Annotated in this window: 23 protein-coding genes and 1 pseudogene; 8 read left to right on the plus strand and 16 right to left on the minus strand. The window is 71.2% G+C overall.

From position 1 onward, the window contains the following. Window positions 1–70 precede the first annotated feature (70 nt). Window positions 71–334 carry a type B 50S ribosomal protein L31 gene (locus ACIPJI_RS20155; protein WP_402247755.1) on the plus strand — a complete coding sequence of 88 codons (264 nt, stop codon included), beginning with the start codon at window positions 71–73 and terminating at the stop codon, window positions 332–334. Between the two features lie 48 nt (window positions 335–382). Here the strand turns inward: ACIPJI_RS20155 and ACIPJI_RS20160 are convergent, their stop codons facing one another. After that, window positions 383–832 (minus strand): winged helix-turn-helix transcriptional regulator, encoded by a 450-nt coding sequence (locus ACIPJI_RS20160; protein WP_402247756.1) that lies wholly within the window; start codon window positions 830–832, stop codon window positions 383–385. Between the two features lie 60 nt (window positions 833–892). Between ACIPJI_RS20160 and ACIPJI_RS20165 the strand changes: the two genes are divergently transcribed. Next, window positions 893–1,321: a YybH family protein gene (locus ACIPJI_RS20165; RefSeq protein WP_402247758.1), complete on the plus strand. Its 429-nt coding sequence runs from the start codon at window positions 893–895 to the stop codon at window positions 1,319–1,321. A 76-nt stretch (window positions 1,322–1,397) separates the two neighbouring features. On the opposite strand, the gene ACIPJI_RS20170 is transcribed toward ACIPJI_RS20165, so the two are convergent. The 3 genes from ACIPJI_RS20170 to ACIPJI_RS20180 all read right to left on the minus strand — a co-directional run bounded on the left by ACIPJI_RS20170 (window position 1,398) and on the right by ACIPJI_RS20180 (window position 4,451). Then, window positions 1,398–3,023 (minus strand): cellulase family glycosylhydrolase, encoded by a 1,626-nt coding sequence (locus tag ACIPJI_RS20170; protein ID WP_402247760.1) that lies wholly within the window; start codon window positions 3,021–3,023, stop codon window positions 1,398–1,400. A gap of 294 nt (window positions 3,024–3,317) precedes the next feature. Next, the gene (locus ACIPJI_RS20175; protein WP_402247762.1) at window positions 3,318–4,133 is read right to left on the minus strand and encodes a phosphotransferase; all 816 of its coding nucleotides are present in this window, start codon (window positions 4,131–4,133) and stop codon (window positions 3,318–3,320) included. Window positions 4,134–4,205: 72 nt separating this feature from the next. Continuing rightward, window positions 4,206–4,451: a DUF6332 family protein gene (locus tag ACIPJI_RS20180; protein ID WP_402247763.1), complete on the minus strand. Its 246-nt coding sequence runs from the start codon at window positions 4,449–4,451 to the stop codon at window positions 4,206–4,208. 284 nt (window positions 4,452–4,735) lie between these two features. Here ACIPJI_RS20180 and ACIPJI_RS20185 point away from each other — a divergent pair, with 284 nt between their 5' ends. Further along, a complete protein-coding gene (locus tag ACIPJI_RS20185) occupies window positions 4,736–5,392 on the plus strand; it encodes an HAD family hydrolase (protein WP_402248222.1) in 657 nt (218 codons plus the stop codon). A 61-nt stretch (window positions 5,393–5,453) separates the two neighbouring features. Here the strand turns inward: ACIPJI_RS20185 and ACIPJI_RS20190 are convergent, their stop codons facing one another. The 3 genes from ACIPJI_RS20190 to ACIPJI_RS20200 all read right to left on the minus strand — a co-directional run bounded on the left by ACIPJI_RS20190 (window position 5,454) and on the right by ACIPJI_RS20200 (window position 9,915). Continuing rightward, entirely contained in the window at window positions 5,454–6,995 is a 1,542-nt protein-coding gene (locus ACIPJI_RS20190; RefSeq protein ID WP_356622534.1) for a hypothetical protein, read from the minus strand. Further along, window positions 6,992–8,977 (minus strand): hypothetical protein, encoded by a 1,986-nt coding sequence (locus ACIPJI_RS20195; protein WP_402247765.1) that lies wholly within the window; start codon window positions 8,975–8,977, stop codon window positions 6,992–6,994. The genes ACIPJI_RS20190 and ACIPJI_RS20195 overlap by 4 nt, the downstream gene beginning before the upstream one ends. A 365-nt stretch (window positions 8,978–9,342) precedes the next feature. After that, window positions 9,343–9,915, minus strand: coding sequence for an SMI1/KNR4 family protein (locus ACIPJI_RS20200; protein ID WP_402247767.1), 573 nt, complete (start codon window positions 9,913–9,915; stop codon window positions 9,343–9,345). A gap of 59 nt (window positions 9,916–9,974) precedes the next feature. On the opposite strand from ACIPJI_RS20200, the gene pyrF reads away from it, so the two are divergent. Further along, window positions 9,975–10,670, plus strand: coding sequence for an orotidine-5'-phosphate decarboxylase (gene pyrF / locus ACIPJI_RS20205; RefSeq protein ID WP_402247769.1), 696 nt, complete (start codon window positions 9,975–9,977; stop codon window positions 10,668–10,670). Window positions 10,671–10,763: 93 nt separating this feature from the next. Here the strand turns inward: pyrF and ACIPJI_RS20210 are convergent, their stop codons facing one another. Next, window positions 10,764–11,165, minus strand: coding sequence for a hypothetical protein (locus ACIPJI_RS20210; RefSeq protein ID WP_402247771.1), 402 nt, complete (start codon window positions 11,163–11,165; stop codon window positions 10,764–10,766). A gap of 125 nt (window positions 11,166–11,290) precedes the next feature. On the opposite strand from ACIPJI_RS20210, the gene ACIPJI_RS20215 reads away from it, so the two are divergent. Then, window positions 11,291–11,587: a hypothetical protein gene (locus ACIPJI_RS20215; protein WP_307709723.1), complete on the plus strand. Its 297-nt coding sequence runs from the start codon at window positions 11,291–11,293 to the stop codon at window positions 11,585–11,587. A 217-nt stretch (window positions 11,588–11,804) separates the two neighbouring features. Here ACIPJI_RS20215 and ACIPJI_RS20220 read toward each other — a convergent pair whose 3' ends face one another. Both ACIPJI_RS20220 and ACIPJI_RS20225 read right to left on the minus strand, forming a co-directional pair. Then, window positions 11,805–12,368 carry a rhodanese-like domain-containing protein gene (locus ACIPJI_RS20220; protein ID WP_356622540.1) on the minus strand — a complete coding sequence of 188 codons (564 nt, stop codon included), beginning with the start codon at window positions 12,366–12,368 and terminating at the stop codon, window positions 11,805–11,807. A gap of 878 nt (window positions 12,369–13,246) precedes the next feature. Beyond that, window positions 13,247–13,451 (minus strand): annotated as a pseudogene (locus tag ACIPJI_RS20225) (hypothetical protein); the annotation flags it as partial. Window positions 13,452–13,662: 211 nt separating this feature from the next. Here ACIPJI_RS20225 and ACIPJI_RS20230 point away from each other — a divergent pair. The 3 genes from ACIPJI_RS20230 (at window position 13,663) to ACIPJI_RS20240 (ending at window position 15,631) form a co-directional block, all read left to right on the plus strand. Further along, window positions 13,663–14,529 carry an AraC family transcriptional regulator gene (locus ACIPJI_RS20230; protein WP_356622542.1) on the plus strand — a complete coding sequence of 289 codons (867 nt, stop codon included), beginning with the start codon at window positions 13,663–13,665 and terminating at the stop codon, window positions 14,527–14,529. Between the two features lie 210 nt (window positions 14,530–14,739). Next, a complete protein-coding gene (locus tag ACIPJI_RS20235) occupies window positions 14,740–15,297 on the plus strand; it encodes a hemerythrin domain-containing protein (RefSeq protein ID WP_402247773.1) in 558 nt (185 codons plus the stop codon). A gap of 103 nt (window positions 15,298–15,400) precedes the next feature. Then, window positions 15,401–15,631: a hypothetical protein gene (locus ACIPJI_RS20240; protein ID WP_159683673.1), complete on the plus strand. Its 231-nt coding sequence runs from the start codon at window positions 15,401–15,403 to the stop codon at window positions 15,629–15,631. Window positions 15,632–15,809: 178 nt separating this feature from the next. Here the strand turns inward: ACIPJI_RS20240 and ACIPJI_RS20245 are convergent, their stop codons facing one another. The 6 genes from ACIPJI_RS20245 to ACIPJI_RS20270 form a co-directional block, all read right to left on the minus strand. Continuing rightward, window positions 15,810–16,262: a YbhB/YbcL family Raf kinase inhibitor-like protein gene (locus ACIPJI_RS20245; RefSeq protein ID WP_402247775.1), complete on the minus strand. Its 453-nt coding sequence runs from the start codon at window positions 16,260–16,262 to the stop codon at window positions 15,810–15,812. An 83-nt stretch (window positions 16,263–16,345) separates the two neighbouring features. After that, window positions 16,346–17,014 (minus strand): lactate utilization protein C, encoded by a 669-nt coding sequence (locus tag ACIPJI_RS20250; protein ID WP_402247777.1) that lies wholly within the window; start codon window positions 17,012–17,014, stop codon window positions 16,346–16,348. Then, on the minus strand, window positions 17,011–18,501 hold the full coding sequence (locus ACIPJI_RS20255; protein ID WP_402247779.1) for a lactate utilization protein B: 1,491 nt from the start codon (window positions 18,499–18,501) through the stop codon (window positions 17,011–17,013). The genes ACIPJI_RS20250 and ACIPJI_RS20255 overlap by 4 nt, the downstream gene beginning before the upstream one ends. Further along, on the minus strand, window positions 18,498–19,253 hold the full coding sequence (locus ACIPJI_RS20260; protein ID WP_402247781.1) for a (Fe-S)-binding protein: 756 nt from the start codon (window positions 19,251–19,253) through the stop codon (window positions 18,498–18,500). Before ACIPJI_RS20260 ends, ACIPJI_RS20255 begins: the two co-directional genes overlap by 4 nt. Window positions 19,254–19,348: 95 nt before the next feature. Then, window positions 19,349–20,857 (minus strand): rhamnulokinase family protein, encoded by a 1,509-nt coding sequence (locus ACIPJI_RS20265; protein WP_402247782.1) that lies wholly within the window; start codon window positions 20,855–20,857, stop codon window positions 19,349–19,351. Then, on the minus strand, window positions 20,854–22,899 hold the full coding sequence (locus ACIPJI_RS20270; protein ID WP_402247784.1) for a bifunctional aldolase/short-chain dehydrogenase: 2,046 nt from the start codon (window positions 22,897–22,899) through the stop codon (window positions 20,854–20,856). Before ACIPJI_RS20270 ends, ACIPJI_RS20265 begins: the two co-directional genes overlap by 4 nt. Window positions 22,900–22,944: the final 45 nt, after the last annotated feature.

Below are 22,944 nucleotides of genomic sequence, written 5' to 3' on the forward strand. Positions count from 1 at the left end.
GGGTCGCGCTGCATCACCGGGCCTCGTGTGCGACCGTGACAGGGGGCGCCCCGACACGGCTGGAGAAGCGATGCAGCAGGACAAGCACCCTGATTACGGTCCCGTGGTCTTCCGTGACCGGGCCGCCGGCTACGCGTTCCTGACCAGGTCGACCGCGCGCAGCGACGAGACCATCGAGTGGGACGACGGCGAGACGTATCCGGTCATCGATGTCGAGATTTCCTCCGAGAGCCATCCCTTCCATACGGGCAAGGCCCGCGCTGTGGACCCTCAGGGGCAGATCGCCAAGTTCAATCAGCGTTACGGCGGTGCTGGGGAGAAGAGCGGCGGCTGAGAGCGGTTCCTGTCGCGCACGACCCCGTGGTCGCCTGCCGCGGCGCCGCTACGCCGGAGGCGGCGGGCCCCCTGCCCGGGACGCGTCGGAGGGCGCGGGGACGGTGTGACGAGTGGGTCCGTCAGGGGCCGGCTCGCTCTCCGTCCGCTGCTCGCCCAGGCGCAGCAGTTCCTCCCCTGTGGCGTACAGCTCGACGAGCAGCGGCCGCAGTGCCCGGCCGGCATCCGTCAGGGCATATCGCGTACGCACGGGGAAACCTCGCCTTCGTTCCACCTCGGCCAAGCCGCCGTCCTGGAGTGCTCGGAGCCGGTCGGTGAGCACTTTCGCCGACAGCTCCGGGAGCAGGGCCCGCAGGTCCATGAAGCCGCGAGGGCCGCCCATCAACTCCCGCAGCAGCAGTGTGGTCCAGCGGCCCGAGACCGCCGCGAGGGCGACCTCGACGGGACAGTCGGCCTCCGGCCGTCGGGTGCGGCCCCGCGGCCCGGGTACCAGTTCCACGTCCCACGCGACGTGGGTTTCCGTTTGGTTACCTGTTTGTGCGGGCTGTTCGCTTGCCACATGACGCATTCCACCAGTGTGCCGCTGGCGACCAGCGCCGCCGAGCACCCGTACGCCTTCGAGCGAGCTTTCAACACCTTCGATCCGGAGGCCCTCGACCAGCTCTACGAGCCAGGTGCGGGCTTCGTGCCGACGCCCGGTCATATGGTCACCGGGGCAGGTCGCCTCCGTGCCAACGGTGACTTCCTCCGGTTGCGCGTCCCGATCCGAGTGGCGCCACGTCAGACGTACGTCGTCGGTGATCTGGCGCTGCTGATCGTGGACTTCGTCATCGCCGGCTTCGCGCCCGACGGGGACCCCGTCCGGATCGAGGGCACCGCGACGGACGTGGCCCGCCGCGGCGCGGACGGATACTGGCGCTACGCGATCGACAACCCGTTCGGGGTGGTGCAAAGCACCGAACCGGTCCAGGACCCTGCCCGAAGCTGAGCGACCCCGCCCCGCGGAAGGGGTCGCTCAGCTCGGCAGCCGGGGGAACCGGCCCGGCGATCGCCGAAAGGTCAGGTCACGCCGTGGCGCAGGTGGTGCCGTCGAGCGTGAAGGCGGTCGGCGCGGAGTTGGCGCCGCCCTTGGTGGCGGTGAAGCCGACGCTCACCGAACCGCCGGCGGCGATGTCGGACGTGTACGAGGCGGGGGTGACGTTCACCGTGCCGCCGTCCTGGGCGGGGGTGCCGCCCCACATGTTGGCGACGCGCTGGCCGTCGACGAAACGGAAGACCAGCGTCCAGCCGCTGATGGCGGCAGCGCCGGTGTTGCGCACGACGATCTCGCCCTGGAAGCCGCCCGGCCACTCGTTGACGACGCGGTACCCGACGGCACAGCCCGCGCCGGGGGTGCCGCCCTCGTCGGTGGTGACGGCCACCGTTGCCGAGCGGGCCGAACGGTTCCCGGCCGCGTCACGGGCGTAGACGGCGAAGGTGTACGCGGTACCGGCGGCGAGGCCGGTCACCGTGGCCGTGGTGGAGGATGACGCGGCGACCTTGGTCTCCGAGCCGCCGCTGACACTGACGACGTCGTATCCGGTGACGCCGACGTCGTCGGTGGCGGCGGGCCACGCGAGGGTGGCCGAGTCGGCGGTCACGGCGGAGGCGATCGGGGCGCCGGGAGCGGTCGGGGCCTGCGTGTCGCCCGGGTCGCCGCCGTAGACGGTGGCCTCTCGGGAGGTCTCTGCGATGCCGTTCGCGCCGTGGAAGATGCGCTCGCCCCAGGAGCTGAGCCGGCTCGGGTCGAAGCCGATGGCCAGGTCGAGGACCGGGTCGGTGTTACCGCTCCAGGACCAGGCGAGGTAGCCGAGCCGGAGTCGCTCGGCGGCGGCCATCATGGTGTCCTCGTCCGGGTCGCCCCACTGGTCGGCGGGGCCTCCGAACTCGCCGATGAGAATGGGCAGTCCGGCGTCGACGAACGCGTTCAGGTAGTCGGTGATCTCCTGGGCGGTGTCGAAGACGCTGTACATGTGGATCGAGAAGATCAGGTTCCCGGTGGGGTCGGCGTCGTACACGGCCCGGGCGTTGGCCCTCATGACGCCCTGCCAGTCCTGGCCCCAGTTGGGGGCGTCCACCATGATCGTGTGCTCGAAGCCCGCGTTGCGGAGCTTCTTGACGGCGGCGGTCGTGGGAGCGGTCCATCCGGACGGATCGGTGTTGCCCCAGGGCTCGTTGCCGATGTTGATGACGACGTAGTCCTCTTCGCCGGTGAGCACCTCGCGCAGACCGATCCAGTAGTCGGCCGCCTGGTCGAGCGTGCCGGCCGCCGCTTCCTCGCCGTAACCGGTGGTGTCGTGCACCTCCAGTACGCAGATCAACCGGTTGGCCTTGCAGTCCGCGACGACCGCCGCCACGTCCGCGGGGCTGTTCTCCGTCCAGCGGTGGCCGTTGGAGAGGACGACCCGTACGGTGTTGGCGCCCAGCGCCTTGACGTCGGCCAGTGACCGCGTCTCGCCCGGGTACCAGGTGTGGGCGTGGTTGACGCCCCGCATGACGAAGTCGTTGCCGTTGCCTTCGAGCAGTCGGCCGTCGCTGATGTGGAGCCCGGGGGCACGGACATCGGACGGCTGCGCGTGCGCGGCGGTCGCGCCGAAGGGGCCGGGCAGGAGCAGCCCGAGGACCAAGGCGAGTCCGGCCAGCAGGGCCACGACGGAGATTGTCGCGGTGGCGCTGCCTGCATCACGTACCGTGGCAGGTCCTGTGGCGCTTCTCGCCGGTCTTCTGGTGGCGCTGCTGCTCGTACCGCTCGTTCCTGTCGTGCCTCTCGCTGTTCTCACTGTGACTCCAGGAGTGGGGGGCCAAGAAACGTGGACATCGGATCTATGGGAGCGCTCCCATGAAGCCATGACGTCAGGGGCACGTCAAGGTGTCGCGTCAACGGGCTCCAATTGCCCCGCGCCGTCGCCTTGTTGCCGCCTGCCCCGCAGCAGGTGGCCGCCTGGTCAGTTCAGCAGGGCAGCCGTGAACGTCTCACGGTGATCGACCAACCATGCCTGCATCCGGTCCCAGCGGTCCCAGCCGCCACGCTCGTCCAGTGCCCGGGTGAACACCGGGTCACCGGCGGCCACGCGGCCGGCCACGAAAGCGCGGCAGACCCCGGTGGCCTGTTCGACGACGGCGGGCAGTTCGCCGAGCTCCTGCGGCGTGAGGCCGTAGCCGTCGGCGAGGATCCGCAGCCGGGCGGGGGCATCCAGGCCGTCGGGGTAGGAGGCGGTCGCGGACAGGGGGTCGAGCATGGGGACCCAGTAGCGGGCGGTCATGGCGACGTCCCAGAGGGGCCGCCCCGGGGCGGCCTGATCGAAATCGATCAAGGCCACCGCGCGGCCGTCGCGGAAGACGACGTTCTCCGGGCACACGTCGTTGTGGCACAGCATCGTCCCACCCTCCGGGTCGGCCAGGTCCTGAGGCCACTCGACGCGGGTGTCGACCGCGACGGCCGCCGCGGACTCGTGGAGGCGCCGGAGCAGACTCCCCACGGATCGCAAGGCAGGCCGTGTCATCACCCAGTGCGGAAACGGCGGCAGGGCCACGTCGCCAGGGACGAACGTCACCTGCTCGCGGCCGTCCGCGGTGAGCCCGACGGGGACCGGAGCCGCGTCGAAACCGTGCTCCCTCAGCGCGAGGAGGTGGGCATGGAGGGCGATCGCGTGGGGCGGCGCCGGGCGTTCCACCAGCGCACCGCGGCGGAGAACCGCACCCGCGTTGACCATGCCGCCGACCAGGACTTCGCTGTCCGTTGCCTCTCCCTCAGGCGTCATACCCATCACGCTACTGAACATCAACTCGTGATGTCGGTGGATCAGGGAGAGGCTCCGGTCGCCGCCGGTACGTCAGCGGCGCCGAGCCGCGTGCCGCCACAGCACATGGACGACACGAATCACCGCGAGAGCGCCGGCGACCGTAGCGCCCGTGGCCCACAAGAGCCTCTCGACCGCCGGAGGGAGGGTCCAGACAGCGGCAGGGCCGGCGACCGCGGCGAACACCACGCCGCCGAGGAAGCAGGCGCTGAGCAGCGCGTAGCCGATCTCCACCGTGATGTCGTCCCGTTCGGCCTGGCTCCGCCGTCCTGCTCCCATGGGCCAAGGATGGCACTGCGTCCCCCCTCGGTCCATGAGTTCGGCCCGCCCGGCGGGGCCTGCCGTGGATTGCGACGGGGATGCGCGAGGGCCGCAGCCGCGGTCAGGCTCCCGCCGCAGGCCGCCCCGGGTCGAGCCGGGTGGCGGCTCGCCACAGGGCTGTCACAAGCCTCAGAGATCGCTTGACCCGGCGCCGTGGTGAAGCCCGACAGTGGGTGCGGAGACCACATGAGCGAGCGATGTCCGTGCTCGGTGGTCCGGCCAGGACGAAATGGGGGCCCGCATTGACAGAGACCTGCGTCATTCTCGACATCGGCGGCGTACTGGAGATCACTCCGGAAACAGGGTGGGTGCAACGGTGGGAGCAGCGGCTGGAGTTGCCGCCCGGCACGGTGAACCAGCGACTGGGTGACGTGTGGCGGGCCGGGGGCCTCGGGAGCATCAGCGAACGGGAGGTGCACGAACAGGTGGCAGCCCGTCTGCACCTCGACGCGCCTCAGGTCGAGGCCTTCATGGCTGATCTGTGGGCGGAGTATCTGGGCACCCCGAACGATGAACTCATCGCGTTCGTGCGGGATCTGCGGGGCCGGTGCAAGCTGGGCATCCTGAGCAACAGTTTTGTCGGCGCCCGGGAGCGCGAGACCTCGCTGTACCACTTCGACGAACTGGTGGATGAGATCGTCTACTCGCACGAGATCGGCATCGGCAAGCCCGACCCGCGGGCCTTCGAAGCGGCGTGTGCCGGCTTGGGCGTGCGTCCCGAGGCGTGCCTCTTCATCGACGACGTCGCGGTCAACATCGAAGCCGCTCGGGCAGTTGGCATGAAGGGGTATCTGTTCGAAGACAACGTCGGGACCATCGCATGCATCGCGCGTCATGTGAACGCGACGGTCCCGGTTCCAGGTCCGGCCTCGGCCGGCCGCACGGGCGGGCGGCGCTGAGCGGCACGGCCTGCGGCGGCCGGGCGCCCCTCCTCGGGCGTCCGGCCGCCGCCGTGCCGTGTCAGGTGCGGCTCGCGGTGCAGTCCGCTGGGGTGGGCCGGCCGGTCGGCCAGGCGAGGCCGACGAACCGGATGCGGCCGGGTGCGTCGGGCGCGAGTTCCACCACGGAGACCGCCTTGTTGTAGGGGTTTCCGTAGTTGTCCAGGCAGATCCAGCCGCTGGCGCCGTCGACCTTGCCCATGCCGTGCAGCCGCAGCCACGCGTCGCTGATGCGGCCGAGGGTGGGGATGACGGGGTCGCCGTCGTCGCGCATCCGGATGGCGGTGATCGCGGTGAGCCCGGCGTCGTAGAAGGTGATGGTCCGCGAGTCGGTCAGTTCCACCGGGCCGATGTTTCCGACCTCTTTGCTGGTCGCGAGCTCGGCCAGGGTGCGGTAGGCGGCCGCCGAGCCGCCGGTGGCGGGTGCCTTGGGGCCGGTCCAGGCATCGGGGTGGGCGACGGCGGCGTACTGGAGGGTCACGCCCTTGCGGAAGGCGTCCCAGTCGAGGAGCTTGTCGGAGGAGAGGGTGGAGGCGCCGGAGCCGGTGATGACGGTGTACTTCTTCTCGGTGCAGCCCCGGTTCCCGAGCTCGTTGACGAACTGCCGTAGCTGGACGGGGCGTCCGGCGAAGTAGATGACCTTGGCGGCCGAGGTGCAGATGGTGTCGACCATCTGGTCGAAGGCGTTGGCGGTGGTGCCCTCTTCGTGGAACTCCTCGGGCGCGCGGTACTGCTCGGGTGCGCGTGGCGATCCGAGGGTTCGTTCGGCGAAGGCCCGCTTGAGCGCGTCGACGTAGTTGTCACCGGTGCGGATGTCCTCGACGACCAGGGTGTGCTTGGGGTCGATGTCCTTGTTGAAGTGGGACAGGGCCTTGGCCTGGTCGGTGGTGGTGGGCACGACCCGGGCGAGGCCCGGGTAGGCGTCGGGCCTCTGAGGGCTGTTGCCCGAGTCGTCGGCGGTGATGGGGCCGCCGACGACGGGAATGCCGCGCTCCCTGGTGAGATAGCCGATGGCCGCCTGGGTGGTGGCGGTGGAGACGTCGAAACCGATCACGGCCCGGAGGTTGTCGGTCTTGGACTCGGACATGGCGCCGAGCTGTTCGGCGACGGGCTTCCAATGGCTGTGGCTGCGACCGGGGTTGGCGAGCAGCAGCCGTATCGCCGGCTTCTTGCTGTTGGAGTCGTGGTTGGCGCGGTACTGCGCGAGGTAGGCGCCCTGCACCTCGTGCAGTGTCTTCCGCTGTTCGAAGGTCTGGGCGGGCGCCATCGGCAGCATCACGGCGACGGAGACGTGCGGTTCGTCCTTGATCCGCTCGTTCTCGGCCTTGATCCGTGCGCTGACCTCCTTGAGGTTGGCCGCGAAGACGAAGCTGCCGTCGGTGACGCCCGTGCATTCCCGGGCTCCTTCGGGGCCGCGTTCCTCGATGCCCTTTCCGCAGGCCGGGTCCGGCCGAAGGACGACGATGCCGGTCCACACGGCGGCACCGAGCACGGCCAGGGCGACGACGAGGCCGGCCGCCTTGGTGAGCGGTCCGCCGGGGAGTCTTGCGATGAACGACGTCATGACGCGGCACCTTCCTGGACGGGCAGGTCGGGAGCCTGTGCTCCGGCACGCAGACGGGCCGGCCAGGCGGCGGACGCCTCGCGATAGGCGGCGTGCGCGGCCTTGTTGCCGTACAGCGTCTCCAACGCGATGCGGACGGTGGTCAGTTCGTCCTCGCGGGGGGCGAGGGTGAGCGGGTCGGAAAGCCGCCAGAGCAGGGGCACCAGGGCGGCCACGGCTTCGTGGTGCGGGCCGGGGACGTCGCTGCCGCAGGCCGTGCACGACAGGGTGGGGCCCGAGACGGGGGGTTCGTAGCCCTCGCGTGGGTGGGGGGCGGCGCAGATCAGGTTGAGCGAGGCCAGCCACTCGGCGGGCGGGGCGACGGTGAACCGGTGGTGCAGGACGCACACCACCTCCTCGACCCGGCCCAGGGCGAGCGTGTGGTGCAGATAGGTGTCGCTGCGCGGGTCGCACAGGGATCGCAGACGCAGTTGGGTGTCGCGCCAGCGCTCGTGGGTGATGGTGGCGGCCAGCCGGTGGCGCAGCAGCAGGTCGAGCGCGCGGTCGCCGTCGAGGAAGGAGCGCGTGCGGTATTCGTCGGTCTCACGGACCCGGGCGGCGACCAGGTCCTGCGAGTGGTCCTCGGGATGGGCGAAGGTCCACAGTCCACGCCGGGTGCCCGGCTCGGCCGCGGCGGACAGCAGCACCAAGCGCTCCTGCATCACGGGGTCGGGAAGCAGTTTGTCGAGGAGCGCGGGCGACGCTTCGTCGAGGAGTTCGCCGCTGCGTATCGTGCCCGCTTCCTGGACGCGCTGCACGGCCGCGTCCGCGAGGATGCGGGCGCTCGCCGCCCTGCCGCCGCTGTAGCGGGCGACGACACGGGGCAGATGGTCGGGGTAGTCGACGGGGCTGAGCATCTCCGCGATGTGGGCCGGTTCGATGTCGGGGATGCTCAGGACCAGGGGCCTGGCCTGCGGCACGGCGTCGCCGCCGACCTCGCTCAGCGGTGGATGCCCGTCGCCCTTGCCGAGGAGGGTGGCGAGGACCACGGGCCGCGTCGGGTCCTTGCCCGGGACGCCGTGCCCGGTGTCGAGCAGGTCGAGGAAGGTACGTCCGACGCCGGTGTGGGCGTTGTCGAGGAGCAGCAGCGGCCTGGGCTTCTTGTTGAGCCGGCGCAGTGTGCCGTAGTTGGCGTCGATGTCGTCGAGGAGGGCGGCGACGAGATGTTCCTCGGCGGTGCGCCGGCGGTCGTCGAGCCTGCGGAAGCCGCGGACGAACTGGAAGAGCCGTTGCAGCGAGTCGCCCTGGTAGCCCTGGGAACGGTGCAGCCGGCCGCCCCACCAGGCCAGCGCGCCCTTGTCCGGTTCGCTCTTGACGAGCTGCGCCCGGGCCGTGTCGAGGACGATCCCGGCGATGCTGTCGAGGCCGGGGACGGCGGACAGGACCAGCGGGAGGTTGTCGGTGACGACGTCGAACCAGCGGCCGAGGCTCTCCCTGCGGCGTCGTACGTCGGGGTCCTCCGCGGTGATGAGGGTGCGCAGATCGGCCTCCGCCCGACGCAGGTCCGGCGGCCGCACATCGGTCCCGTCGCTGTTCAGCGGGCGCCAGGCGGTGACGACGAGGAGGCCGAGCGACAGCCGGGGAAAGGCCAGGGGCCTGCCGAAATGCCGTACCTCCAGGCCGAGTTTGTAAGCGAGCAGATAAAGCAGGTGGGTGATGCGGGAGGCGTTGGGGACGTCGTCGTCACCGTCGGCGACACCGGGCTCACCGAAGCCGGGAGCCTCTAGGTCCACCCTTGCGAGCGGCACCCGGCCGTTGTACGCGTCATGGACGGCGCGCAGCAGGGCGGTCCTGCCGCTCCCGCGTCCGCCGACGATGCGAACCACGGGCGCGCCCTTGGGATACGCGAAGGGGACCTGGTACCCGTCCTTGTGGTGCAGTCCCACCAGCCGGGGGACGAAGCCTTCCTGCAGGGCCTGCTGACCGTACAGTCTCCCGCCCATGGCGCTCCCCCGCCTCCCCCTGCCAGCCGCGCATCATGAGATCAACTCGCCGTGCACAGAGGGAACTTACCTGACCGATGCATGCTGGGCAGAGGGTTGTGGACGAACTGTTCGCCGTGCCTTGCGGCCGGGTCACGCGAGCGGCGAGGCGAGCGCACGCGACGACTGCGGGAACGGCACAGGGCTTCACGGCGCAGGCTCGTTCCGGGCAGCCCCGTGCCCCCTGCCGCACGGCGAAGGTCTCTTCACAGCGTGCGCAGTGCAACGCCGACGCCTCGTCCGCGGGCCCGCAGGGGGGCGAACCGGAGGGCGAGCGAGGCGAGAGGGACCGCGACGGAGAGCGAATCGGCTCCGGTACCGATGGCTCAGCATGGGGTGGCTTCGGGGTCGATCGGGGGCAACGCCCAGGGTTCCAGCGTTCCTTCGCAGTACTCGGCGAGGAACTGGACCGCGCCGCCGGTGTAGTGCCACCATCCTCCGCTTCGGGAAGCGACCGTGACGGTCCAGTCCTGCGGGGTCTCGCCGCTCGTGCTCCACATGAACTTGTCGCTCTCGTCCGACTCGGCCCAGGGCAGCAGACCGCCGGGGGCGGGACGGGCAGCCGGACCGCGGCCTGGTTCCACCCAGGCATCGGCGAGTACGTCCAGGCCGTCACGGAATCCGCGAAGGGTGTCGTGTTCTTCGCCCGGCTCGGGAAGCGGGACGAGGAGGAAGTCGCCGAGGGCGAACGTCGGGTACCGTTGCGCGAGATGCTTGTAGTCCGCCGGCAGGGCGGTGCCCAGGCTCTCCTCGAGCACGGCCCAGTCGAGCACGGCAGGCTCGGGCCGGCGAAGCCCGGTCAGGCCGGGGACGGCGCGCTCCAGCACCGCGAGGGCCTCTTCCGGTTCCGTGATGCGGCGATGCGGCGTCTGAGTGCCGATCAGGTCGTCGTCCTTCATGGTCAGCAGCGTGCCAGACCCGTGTGACGTCGCTCTCCCCGGCCGGGCACAATGACGTCGTGGAGCCGAGCAGTCAGATCATCGTCGCCCTGGATTGCGACAACCGAGCGGCCGCGGACGAGATCGTCGCGCGGCTGGGCGACGAGTGCCGTTTCTACAAGGTCGGTCTGGAACTGCTCACATCGGTCGGTCCCGACTTCGTCAAGCACCTTGTGGGGCACGGCAAGGAGGTCTTCCTCGACCTCAAGCTCTTCGAGATTCCGAACTCGGTCGCGGGTGCGGTGCGTGCCGCGGGAGTTTTGGGGGTCTCCATGGTGACCGTGCACAGCATGGGCGGTGCGGGCATCATGAGGGCCGCCGTCGATGCCGCCCGCGACTTCCCCGGCCTGCGTGTCCTCGCCCTGACCGTGGTCACCAGCATGACCGATGCGGATCTCGCCGACATCGGGGTCGACGAGCCCGCGCAGCAGCAGGTGCTGCGGCTGGCGCGGCTGGCTGACAAGGCCGGCTGCCACGGTGTGATCGCCTCGCCGCAGGACGTCGCGGTGTTGCGGAGCGTGCTGGGCACCGGTGCGCTGATCGTCACGCCCGGCGTCGCGTTGCCCGGTGAGTCACCGGCCGAGCACGCCCGGCCCGGCACCCCCCGTGCGGCCGTCGCCGCCGGCGCCTCCCATGTCGTCGTGGGCCGAACGGTCACGCGCGCCACGGACCCGGCCGCCGCGCTGCGTGTCGTCCGCGCCGACATCGCTTCGTAGCGGGCGCGCACGTCCCGCGGGTGCCGTTCCGGTCGGGCCGTCGTTCCTCTGGACCCTCTGGACTCCTTTGACCCCTCCGACCTGGCGTGCCGCCTACATAGTCGTCTGTCGCTCGTTGAGCTTGTCCATGACACGGTCGCGGAGGAGCTCGTACTCCTCGTGGAGCCGCCGCCACTCGGTGACGGGCGGTCGTGGAACGACGACTCCGCCGGTGACGGTTTCCTCCGGCCGGAACTGTTCACGGGTGAGGTCGATCTCGATGCCCATGCCGAGGCGGTTCCACCAGTGGTAGTCCACGCGTACTCCGTCGACGTGGACCTCCCCTCGGATCAGCTCGCCTCCCATGAGGTCATTGAGCACCATCGCGGTCACACCGCACTGGTCCCGGGCCGGGTTGTCAGGGGTCCAGCGGGATCGGAACTCAGGTGTGCACGTGTCGGCACTCCAGCTGCTGCGAACGGCTCGCTCTATGTCGGTGAGACGCAACGGTGTCATGCAGGTGATCTTCCCAGCCCGCACCGACACCGGCCGCTCACCCCTGCACCCCGTGCGAAGTGCGAGAACGGTGTAGTCAGGCGTGCCATCGGCATGCCATGATCTCGGCATAAGGGGGGCGAACCATGGCTCTGTATCTCGGCATACCGCTCGGACTGATGGCGTTGCTCGTCGCCGTGAGTGGAGTGGCTGCGCTCCGTCGGGGCTGGCTGCTGCCCATGCAGCGGCAGTACATCGTCCGTCCGCATCTCTTCGGCTGGGCGCAGCTGGCGATCGCTCTCGCGCTCGTCATCCAGGTCGCCGGCGCCGTGCTGGTCAAGGCCGACGGCCTCCGTTCCGGGGTCACGATGTCCGGCGCCGCGGTGCTGCTGGGCGGCGTCCTGCTGATCGTGCAGGCTCAGCGCCCGCCGCGCGGCCGCTGAGCACGGCCTTCCGCCGCCTTTCGCCGTTCCGCTTTCGCCGCCTCGCGGCGCCGACCGCAGGGTCACGCCCGGTCGCGGGCTTGTGCGCCTCTTTCTGGGCGGCCGACCGGCCCGGTGCCGGTCCCGACCGCCTGTAGGCGGCGGAGCCGGGCGCCCCTCGGCGGGCCCGGCTCCGTATCAGCCGGTCCTCGGTGGTCGGCTGCTGTCAGCCGCCCTGTCAGCGGGACAGGCCGGCGAGAGTGGCCTCGAGGTCGGCGGCCTTGGGCCGGTTGTGAGGGAGCTTGGCGAGGACGCGCGCCATGCCGCACGTGTCGGTGAGGGCGGAGAAGACAAGACCACCGGCGACGGCCGCCGAGAGCCCCCGGGCCCTGGGCAGACGTCGTCCGAGGACGAGGCCGGTGAGGACGAGCGATCCGGCGGCGAGGCGGACCTGCCGTTCCATGGCCCACGGGGTGCGGGTCCCGGCGGGGCGGTGGGTGTCGTGGCCGAGCTGGACCCAGGCGGTGGTGCCGCCGGTGAGGGTGGCGGCGGTGATGCCGGCGTCGGCGAGCCGTCGGCAGGCGGTCTCGGAGCGGGCGCCGGAGGCGCACACGACGAGGAGGTCACCCCGGTCGGCGGCGATTTTCAGCGCCGCCAGAGCCTCGTCAAGATGGTCGAGCGGAATGTTGTGGGCCCCGGGCAGATGGCCGGAGGCGTATTCGCCGGGCGTACGCACGTCGATGACGGTCAGCTCGTGAAGGCGGGCGCGGGCCTCGTCGGCGGAAAGGGCGGTGAGTGCCACTGGCGCTGTCCTTTGCTCATTGCGGTTGCCGCTGCGCCAGGATACGGGACCGCTCGGCGTTCGCCGCCGGCTCGTTCACGCGCATGGCCTGCACGGCGCCGCGCACCCTCGAGGAATGGCGCCCCGGAGCGGGTCATGATCCCTGGGATCCGCCTAGAGCCGTTTCTCCGCGTCCATCGCGTGTGCCCGGCAGGCCAGGAACGACTTTCCACCCGCGTCCGTGACCTTGTGGGCCACAGGCTCACCGCAGGTGGTGCCGAGCTTGTCATGACCCCACTTCCGCAAGCAGTCCGCCGCCGTGCACCAGGAGTTGTCGCCACTACTGCGGAGGGTGTTCCCGTGGTCCGGGCAGACACCCCAGGGCACTCCGCACAGGCTCTCGGTTCCGGGAACGACATGGACGCGGGCCGAGCTGCCTGCAATCCTCTCCAGCGCCTCCCAGGCCCGGCGGATGTCTCCGGCCGCGTCCTCCAACTGGTAGGCGACATCCCGCGTCTCCGGAGCGGACCACAGCCGCAGGTAGGTGTCTTGGACCCGTCGCTGCACAGCGTGTACTTCACTCATCAGCTCGCGAAGCTCGGCGGGGGTCGGCCCCTGCTGCTTGTCGGTCATGGGGGCTGGGTCCTCCTGGGTGCCGTGTCCACCGAGTATCCCAACGACCACCGACAGCCGGGGCCCTGCCCCTGACCTCATCTGCTCCGGCTTCATGTGCGCGGCTGCGGTCTGCATCGTCGCGCCGCGCAAGGTGCCTACACAGGTGCGGCTCGGCGACCGGCGGACCGCGGCGCCCCGCCGGGCCACAGCTCGGCCATCGGGGATCGCTTCGGCCGGCGCGTCGACCAGAGCGTCACCCCGGGGGCCGCCAGGTCCAGGCATCCCCGTGGCGGACGGCAGCAAGGCCGACGTCTCGCGCTCGTCCCAGGCTTCCCCGCGCACACCGGCAGGTCCGTCGGACATCGTCATCGCTCCCAGCGCGACGGCGGGTTCGGCAGCCGTGCGCCAGGTGGTGGCACCCGTGAGCAGACGCGCTTTCTGCCGCAGGTCGAGCTTGTCCAGCAGGCGTGCGAGGTCTTCCTCGTCCATGGGGCCAGCCCCTTTTCGACCTCTGAGACGCTCTGGGACCGCTCTCCGAAGGAGGGCCAACCTGGATGGCGACTGTCAACGCCGAGGTGCCAGAGGGCCAGCCAGGTCCCCTGGCTCGCCGTACCCGACCGGACCGGACCGGGCACAGGATGTCGGGTCCGACAGGATGGAGCCCTCCTAGCGTGAGTGTCGTCAAGGGAGGGAGGCCGGGGTGCTGGAGCGGCTGAACCAGGCCATGGAGCACATCGAGGACCGTCTCGATCAGCAGATCGACGTGGCCGACCTGGCGCGCGTCGCGATGACATCGGAGTACCACTTCCGCCGGTTGTTCTCCGCGCTCGCGGGGATGCCACTGTCGGAGTACGTCCGGCGCAGGCGGCTGACCGTCGCGGGGGCCGAGGTGCTCGCCGGCAGGCGGACGCTCCTGGAGATCGCGGTGCGCTACGGCTATGGCTCCGGGGAGGCGTTCGCGCGGGCGTTCCGTGCCGTGCACGGCGTCGGTCCGGGTGAGGCCCGGCGGACCGGTGCGGCTCTGCGGTCCCAGCAGCGGTTGTCCTTCCGTCTCACCGTCGAAGGGAGCGGCAGTATGCGATACAGGGTTGTGGACAGGGAGGAGTTCCGTGTGGTCGGTATGAAGGCCCGCGTGCCTCTTGTCCATGAGGGGGTGAACCCGGCCATCGCCGAGTTCATCCGGGGCATCGACAAGGAGACGGTCCGGCGGCTCGCGGAGTTGTCCGACCAGGAGCCGAAGGGGATCGTCGCGGTGAGCGACGACCTCGACCCGAGCCGGGCGGAGGGGACGGAACTCGACTACTACCACGGCGTGGTGACCGGTGCCGAGGCGCCGGAGGGCACGGATGTCCTCGCCGTTCCGGCGGGGACGTGGGCAGTGTTCGAGAGCTCGGGCTCCTTCCCGCAGGCTCTGCAGTTCCTGTGGCGGGACGTGTTCACGCAGTGGTTCCCGTCGAACCCGTACCGGAGCAGGCCAGGGCCCGAGATCCTGCGGGTGAGCCTGTCGGCGGACGGGACGCAGGCGGACGCGGAGCTGTGGATCCCCGTGGAGCGCTCCGCGCTCTGAGCGGGCCCGGGGCCCGGAGCCGGACGCCGGCACCGGCACCGGGCCCAGGCGGCCGGACGGGGAGCGAGCGGCGCGGCCGCTCGGACACCGGTGTCGCCCGAATTGCCCTGCTTCACCGATCGCGTGCGTGTCGGCCAGGACTATGGGTACTCGCGCTGCCACGGTGAACCGATCTGCTCGGTTTCGGCCGAGGATCAAGAAGGGACCGGCATGGGACACGGCGGGAACGTCATCGAGGAACTCACGGCGGACCACCGAGAGGTGGACGCGCTGTTCGCCCGGATCGAGATGCAGCCGGTCGCGGACTCGCGCCGCCGGGAGCTCGTGGACGAGCTGACGGTGGAACTGGTGCGGCACGCCGTTGCCGAGGAGGAGTACCTGTATCCGGCCGTGCGCCGCCACGTCGACGGGGGTGACCGCATCGCCGACAAGGAGATCGAGGACCATGCCGGCGTCGAGCGGATGCTGAAGGAACTCGAGGGCCTCGAACCCGACCACGTCGATTTCAACCATCTGGTCGCGAAGCTGAAGCTCGAGGTCGCCGCGCATGTGCGGGACGAGGAGAACCGGCTCTTCCCGCTCCTGGCAGGGGCCTGCACCCCCGAAACGCTGGCCGACCTGGGCGAGAAGATCCGCCGGGCGAAGAAGACGGCGCCGACCCGCCCGCATCCCGCCGCGCCGGACACGCCTCCCGCGAACAAGATCCTCGCTCCCGGGGCCGGCCTGGTGGACCGGGCCCGTGACCTGATCACCGGCCGTCACCACTGAGACCGGCCCGCGGTCCCACCGCTCCCGTTTTCCCCGACCGACCGCACGAACCGCATGAATCACATGCGCCACATGAATCGCACAAGGAAAGGAACCGACACCCATGAGCACCAGCGAAACCGGCGAGATCACCGGCACGAAGGACAAGCACTACAACCTGATCTGGTACGTCGAGGCGTGCCTGAACAACGCGCTGCGGATGGAGACCTACATCAAGGACGCGGAACGCGACAACGACACCGAGATCGTGGAGTTGTTCCGCAAGGCGCAGGCCGACAGCCGCAAGGGGGCCGAGCTCGGCAAGGAACTGCTGCGTTCGCGCCTCGGCACCTGAGCCGGTTCGGGCACCTCGGCCGGCCGGTGTGCCCGGGCCTCGCCGTTCCCACGGCGTGGCCCGGCCGTGTACCGCGGGAGCACCACCACGCCGTCGGCCGTCGCGGAACGGCGCCGCACGAAGCAGGAGCGCTCCCCGTCGACGGGGGCCGGTCCTGCTTCGTGCGGCGCCGTTCCGGTCAGCGCTGGTAGAGGCCGACGATCGTGCCGCTGGCCAGTTGTGTCTTGTCCACGGCGCGGTGGACGTCGTCGGCGGTGGCCTTGTCGGGGAGCGTCACGGGCTCGGGCAGGGCGTAGAGGCGGAAGAAGTACCGGTGTGCCTCGTCGCCCACGGGTGGGTGCGGTCCGCCCCAGCCTGCGTCCCCGAAGCCGTTGGTCCGTGGCGTGCCGCCAGGGGGTGTCTCGCCGGCTTCCACGGAGCCGTCGGCGGCGTCGATGCCGGTGACGAGCCAGTGGACGAAGGTGCCGGAGGGTGCGTCGGGGTCCTCGCAGAGCAGGAGCAGCTCTGCCGTGCCGTCGGGCACGCCGGACCAGGTCAGCGGTGGGGAGATGTTGTCGCCGTCCCGTGCGTGACGTCTCGGGACGAGTGCGTGGTCGTTGAATGCTGCTGTGTGCAGTTCGATCCCAGCCATGCCTCAGCGGTATCCCCCGGCGGCGCCGTCCGCCAGCTCCTGGGCCCATCTGGCGGAGGCGCTCCCCTCGGCGGCATGGCCTGTCAGCTCTCCCCCGTAGGCGCCGGCTGCTCGTCCACGAGCAGGACCTCCAGGGTGCGGGGGCCGTGGACGCCCTCGACCCGGTCCAGTTCGATGTCGCTGGTGGCCGACGGGCCGGAGATCCAGGTCAGGGGGCGTGCCGGGTCGAGGCGTTCCAGCGCCTTCGGGACGGAGGAGACGACCTGGGCGGGGACGCGGACGACGCAGATGTGGTGGTCGGGCACGAGGGTGATGCGGCGGCGGCCCTGGCCCGGTCCGCCGTCCAGGACGATCGTGCCGGTCTCCGCGACGGCGACCGCGCAGCCGGTGATCACGCTGTCGGCCCGGTCCAGGTCGTACGCAGTGCTCGACACGTTGTCCGGGACGCGGTCCGCCGTGACGTCGGCCGACCAGTCCGGCGGCAGGCCGGCCGGCACGAGGACGGTCCGCGCGCCCCGGGCGGACAGCAGCCGCGCCACGGTGCCGGCCACCTCCGGGCCGGTGCACCGGTGGACGACGGCCCGGTAGTCCGCCAGGTTCTCGGCGAGCAGAGCGACAGTCTGCTCGACGGTGCGTTCGCCGTGCTCGCGCAGGTAGGTGCGTTCGACGGCCTGTTCGTACGGTGCCGGGTCCTCCGCCAGGTCCGCCAGGGCGTGCCGCACCCTGCCGAGGATCAGGTCTCTGCTGCTCACCGGCTTCCGCCCTTTCCGTCGCGCGTTCCGCCGTCCGTGCGTTTCCACCAGGCTCCGAACGACTCCGGTGGCACCGTCGGCAGTTCGCGGGTCGCGGTCCACGCCTTGCCGGGGCCGGGGAGCCTTTTCGGGTGGAACCGCCGGGTGCGGGCGGCCAGGCGCTGGCCGGCACGCACCGCGCCGGGGTGGGTGAGGGCCCATCGCGCGGCGCGCATGGCCGCACGCTCGGCGGCGTGGCCCCGGGCCGGCTTGAGGACGACCTTGGTGCCCGCCCGGGTCACCGGTCCGCCCTGGGCGACGCGTTCCCGCAGGTGTACGAGCACTTCGGGGATGTCGATGGCGACCGGGCACACCTCGTAGCAGGCGCCGCACAGTGTGGACGCGTAGGGCAGTGACGCGTCGATGTCGCTGCCCGTGCCGCGCAGTTGGGGGCTGAGGATCGCGCCGATCGGGCCGGGGTAGACCGAGCCGTAGGCGTGCCCGCCGACGCGTTCGTACACGGGGCAGACGTTGAGGCACGCGGAGCAGCGGATGCAGCGCAGCGTCTGGCGGCCGACGGCGTCGGCGAGGGTGTCGGTGCGTCCGTTGTCGAGGAGGACGAGCTGGAAGGCGCGTGGTCCGTCGCCGTCGGTGGTGCCGGTCCACATGCTGGTGTACGGGTTCATGCGCTCCGCGGTCGAGGAGCGCGGCAGCGTCTGGAGGAAGACCTCCAGGTCGCGCCAGGTGGGGACGGTCTTCTCGATCCCGACGACGGAGATCAGTGTCTCCGGCAGCGTCAGGCACATGCGTCCGTTTCCCTCGGACTCGACGACGACGAGGGTTCCTGTCTCCGCGACCATGAAGTTGGCGCCGGAGATGCCGACCTTCGCGCGGAGGAACTTCTCGCGCAGATGCAGCCGTGCGGCCTCCGCCAGCTCGGCGGGTGTGTCGGTGAGATCGTCGGGGGCGGGGCGGCCCCATCGGGTCATCTCGGAGCGGAAGATGTCGCGGATCTCGCCACGGTTGCGGTGGATCGCGGGGACCAGGATGTGGGAGGGCCTGTCGTCGCCGAGCTGCACGATCAGTTCGGCGAGGTCGGTCTCGTAGGCGCGGATGCCCGCCGCCTCGAGTGCCTCGTTGAGGCCGATCTCCTGGGTGGCCATCGACTTGACCTTGACGACCTCGTTCTCGCCGGTGGCCTTCACCAGGCCGGTGACGATGCGGTTGGCCTCGTCCGCGTCGGCGGCCCAGTGGACGGTGCCGCCGGCGGCGGTGACGGCGTTCTCCAACTGCTCGAGATACCGGTCGAGGTGACGGAGCGTGTGGTCCTTGATCTGTTTGCCGGCCTCGCGCAGGGCGGCCCAGTCGGACAACTCGGCGACGGCCTCGGCCCGTTTGCGGCGGATCGTGGTCGTGGCGTGCCGCAGGTTGGCGCGCAGGGTGGGGTTGTGTACGGCGTCGTGCGCCGCTTCGGGGAATGCGGGCATCCCGACGAACGTGCCGCTCATGCCGAAGGCTCCTCTCGTCTGCTCGCCAGGATCTCGGCGATGTGGACCGGGCGCATGCCGACCCGCAGCCGGGCCATCGTCCCCGAGAGGTGCATGAGGCACGAGTTGTCCGCCGCGCACAGCACCGAGGCGCCGGTCGAGGCCGCGTTCCTGACCTTGTCGGTGCCCATCGCGGCCGACACGTCGGCGTTCTTCACCGCGAACGTGCCGCCGAAGCCGCAGCACTCCTCCGCCCCGGGCAGTTCGGCCAGCTCGAGGCCGCCGACCGCTTCCAGGAGACGCCGAGGGCGGTCGCCGAGGCCCAGTCCGCGCAGTCCGTGGCACGTCGGGTGGTAGGTGACCGTGTGCGGGTAGTGGGCGCCGACGTCCGTGACGCCGAGGACGTCCACCAGGAATTCGGTGAGTTCGTACGTCTTCGGCACCACCGGCGCGAGGGTGCGGGCCAGCGTGTCGCCGCGGCCCTCCGCACGGGCCCGCTCGCCCATCCGCGGATACAGCTCGCGCACCATCGCCGCGCAGGACCCCGACGGTGTGACGATCGCGTCGTAGGCGCCGAAGACGTCGGCGAAGTGCCGGGCCAGCGGCTCCGCCTGGTGCCGGTAGCCGGTGTTGTAGTGCGCCTGGCCGCAGCAGGTCTGGCCGAGCGGGTGGTCGACGTCGACACCCAGCCGGGTCAGGAGCCTCACCACGGCCCGGCCGGTGTCCGGGTACAGCGTGTCGTTGACACAGGTGATGAACAGGGCGACACGCAATGCGGCTCCTTCGTCGGCAGGCGGGGTACGGGGCGGGCGTGCGCTGCCCGGCCGCCCCGGCGCGACGGTCGTCGGCGGCGCCGTCGGCCGGACCATCATCTCCGGACGGCCCGTTCGGCGGCGGCGTCCCATGCGGCACGGTCGCCCGACGGTTCGTAGCGGGTCAAGTGCTGGGTGCGGGCGAGCAGACTCCGCATCTCGTCGCGGTCGCCGATCAGGCCGTGGGCGCGGGCCTGGACGAGGATGTTGCCGAGCGCCGCCGCTTCGGCGGGTCCGGCCACCACCGGCAGCCCGCAGGCGTCCGCGGTCAGCCGGCACAGCAGTGCGTTGCGCGCTCCGCCGCCGACGACATGGACGACGTCGACCGGGTGGCCGGCGAGCCGCTGGGCGTCCTCTACCGCCCGGCGGTGTGCCAGCGCGAGGGAGTCGAGGATGCAGCGGGTGGTCTCGGCGGGCGTGCGCGGCGCCGGCTGTCCCGAGGCACGGCAGGCCTCCGCGATGCGCTGCGGCATCCGGCCGGGTGCGAGGAACGCCGGGTCGCAGGCGTCCACCACGGACGCCGGGCCGGGGATCGCGGCGGCGGCGTCGAGCAGCGGCGTCAGGTCCGGGTCGCCCCACTCCCGCAGGCACTCCTGGAGCAGCCACAGGCCCATGATGTTGCGCAGGTAGCGGACGGTGCCGTCGATGCCCAGCTCGTTGGTGAAGGCGGCCCGGCGGCCGGCCTCCGTCAGCACAGGCGAGTCGAGTTCGAGGCCGGCCAGCGACCACGTACCGGTGCAGATGTAGGCGAACCGTGTCCCGGCGGCCGCCGGGACGGCGGCGACCGCCGACGCCGTGTCGTGGGAGGCGACGGTGGTGACGGGCACGGGGCCGGTCAGCCGGGTCTCGTCGAGGACGTGCGGCAGCAGCGTGCCGGCCGGATCGCCAGGCCGTCGCAGTGGCGGGAACAGCGCGACGTCGATGCCGGTGCTCTCGGCGACCGGGCGGGCCCAGTCGCCGGTACGCGGGTCGAGCAGTTGGGTCGTGGAGGCGTTGGTGAGCTCCGTGCCCTGCTCCCCGGTCAGCCAGTAGGCGATCAGGTCGGGGATCAGCAGCAGGCGGCGGGCCGCGGCGAGCTGCGCCGTGCCCCGGGCCGCCACCAGCTGGTACAGCGTGTTGAACGGCGCGTGCTGGATGCCGGTCGCCGCGTACAGCCGGTCGGCCGGCAGGTCGGCCCACACCTTCTCCGGGACGCCTTCGGTACGGGCGTCGCGGTAGTGCACCGGGTTGCCGAGCAGTCGTCCGTCCGCGTCGAGCAGGCCGTGGTCGACGGCCCAGCTGTCGATGCCGACCGACTCCAGACGCCCGCCGGCGGCTTCTCCGGCCGCGCGCAGACCGTCCAGGACGCCGGCGTAGAGGGCGAGGACGTCCCAGTGGAGGGTGGCGCCGGCGCGGACGGGCCGGTTGGGGAAGCGGTGCGCTTCGGTGAGTTCGAGGGTTCCGCGGCCGAGGCGGCCGACCATGACGCGTCCGCTGGACGCGCCGAGGTCGACCGCCGCGAAGGCCTTCGCCGGTCCGCTCGTCGCGGAAGGGCGGCGGTCCGTCGCGGAAGGGCGGCGGCTCATCGCAGGAAGGCGGCGGCGACGCCGGCGTCGACGGGGATGTGCAGTCCGGTGGTGTGGGTCAGGTCGCCACCGGTGAGGACGAAGACCGCGGCCGCCACGTGCTCGGGCAGCACCTCGCGCTTGAGGATGGTGCGCCGGGCGTAGAACTCGCCGAGCTCGTCCTCCTCGATGCCGTAGGTGGCCGCCCGCTGGGCGCCCCACCCGTCGGCGAAGATGCCGGAACCGCGCACCACTCCGTCGGGGTTGACGCCGTTGACGCGGATGCCGTGCTCGCCGAGTTCGGCGGCGAGCAGCCGTACCTGGTGGGCCTGGTCGGCCTTGGTCGCGGAGTAGGCGATGTTGTCGGGCCCGGCGAACACGGCGTTCTTGGAAGCGATGTAGACGATGTCGCCGCCCAGTTGCTGTGCGGTCATCACGCGGGCCGCCTCGCGGGAGACTAGGAAGGAGCCGCGGGCCATGATGTCGTGCTGGAGGTCCCAGTCCCGCGCCGTGGTCTCGAGCAGCGGCTTGGAGATGGAGATCCCGGCGTTGTTGACGACCAGGTCCACGCCGCCGAAGGCGAGCAGCGCTTCCTGGAACGCAGCGGTGATCTGCGCCTCTTCGGTGACGTCGACGGTGACGGCGACGACCCGGTCGGGGCCGCCCAGCTCCTCGGCGACGGCGGCCGCGTTGCCGGCGTTCAGGTCGGCGACGACGACGCAGGCGCCTTCGGCGACGAGCCGTCGGGCGATGGCCCTGCCGATGCCGGAGCCGGCTCCCGTGACGAGCGCGATGCGGGTGGCGAGCGGTCGGGGCTTCGGCATCCGCCGCAGCTTGGCCTCCTCCAGCTCCCAGTACTCGATACGGAACTTCTCCGACTCGTCGATGGGCGCGTAGCGGGAGACGGCCTCGGCGCCGCGCATCACGTTGATGGCGTTGACGTAGAACTCGCCGGCCACGCGGGCGGTCTGCTTGTCCTTGCCGAACGAGAACATGCCGACGCCGGGGATCAGCACGATCGCCGGGTCCGCGCCGCGCATCTGCGGCGAGTCGGGCAGGGCGTGACGCTCGTAGTAGGCCCGGTACTCCGCGCGGTAGGCGGTGTGCAGTTCCTTCAGACGCGCGACGGTGTCGTCCAGGGAAGCGGTCGCGGGCAGGTCCAGTACCAGCGGGCGCACCTTGGTGCGCAGGAAGTGGTCCGGGCAGGACGTGCCGAGGGCCGCGAGCCGGCCGTGTTCTGCCCGGGAGACGAAGTCGAGCACGATCTCGCTGTCGTCGAAGTGCCCCACCTGCGGCCGGTCGGCCGACGCCAGGGCGCGTACATGCGGGGCCAGGGCCGCTGCCCGGGCGCGCCGCTGGGGCTCCGGCAGCGGCTCGTACCCGTCGAGTACCGGCCCGAAGGGGTCGGGGCGGCCGTGTTCGGCGAGGAACGCCTCCGCGGTGCGGATGATGTGCAGCGAATTGCGCTCGCACTCCTCGGATGTGTCGCCCCAGGCGGTGATGCCGTGGCCGCCGAGGACGCAGCCGACGGCCTGCGGGTTGGCCTCCTTCACGGCGGCGATGTCCAGGCCGAGCTGAAAACCGGGCCGCCGCCACGGCACCCAGACCACGCTGTCGCCGAAACACTCGGCGGTCAGTTTCTCCCCGTCCGCCGCGCATGCCAGCGCGATGCCGGAGTCCGGGTGCAGATGGTCGACATGGGCGGCGTCGACGAGTCCGTGCATCGCGGTGTCGATGGACGGGGCGGCCCCTCCCCTGCCGTGGAGGCAGTAGTCGAACGCCGCGACCATCTCGTCCTCGCGCTCCACACCCGGGTACTCGGCGGCGAGGGCCCGCAGCCGGTCCAGCCGTAGTACGGCGAGGCCGGACGCGGTGAGTGTGCCGAGGTCTCCGCCGGAGCCCTTGACCCACATCAGTTCCGTGTCTCCGCCGGTCACCGGGTCCGTGGCGACGCCTTTGGCGGAGGTGTTGCCGCCCGCGTAGTTGGTGTTGCGCGGGTCGGAGCCGAGCCGGTGGGAGCGGCCGAGAAGAGCTTCGGCCGCGGGGTGTGGCGAGGAGGCCATGGATGTGTCCTTCGAGGTGTGTGCGTACGGGGATGACCTGCCGGA

The organism is Streptomyces sp. NPDC086835, assembly GCF_044745705.1.
GTDB lineage: Bacteria > Actinomycetota > Actinomycetes > Streptomycetales > Streptomycetaceae > Streptomyces.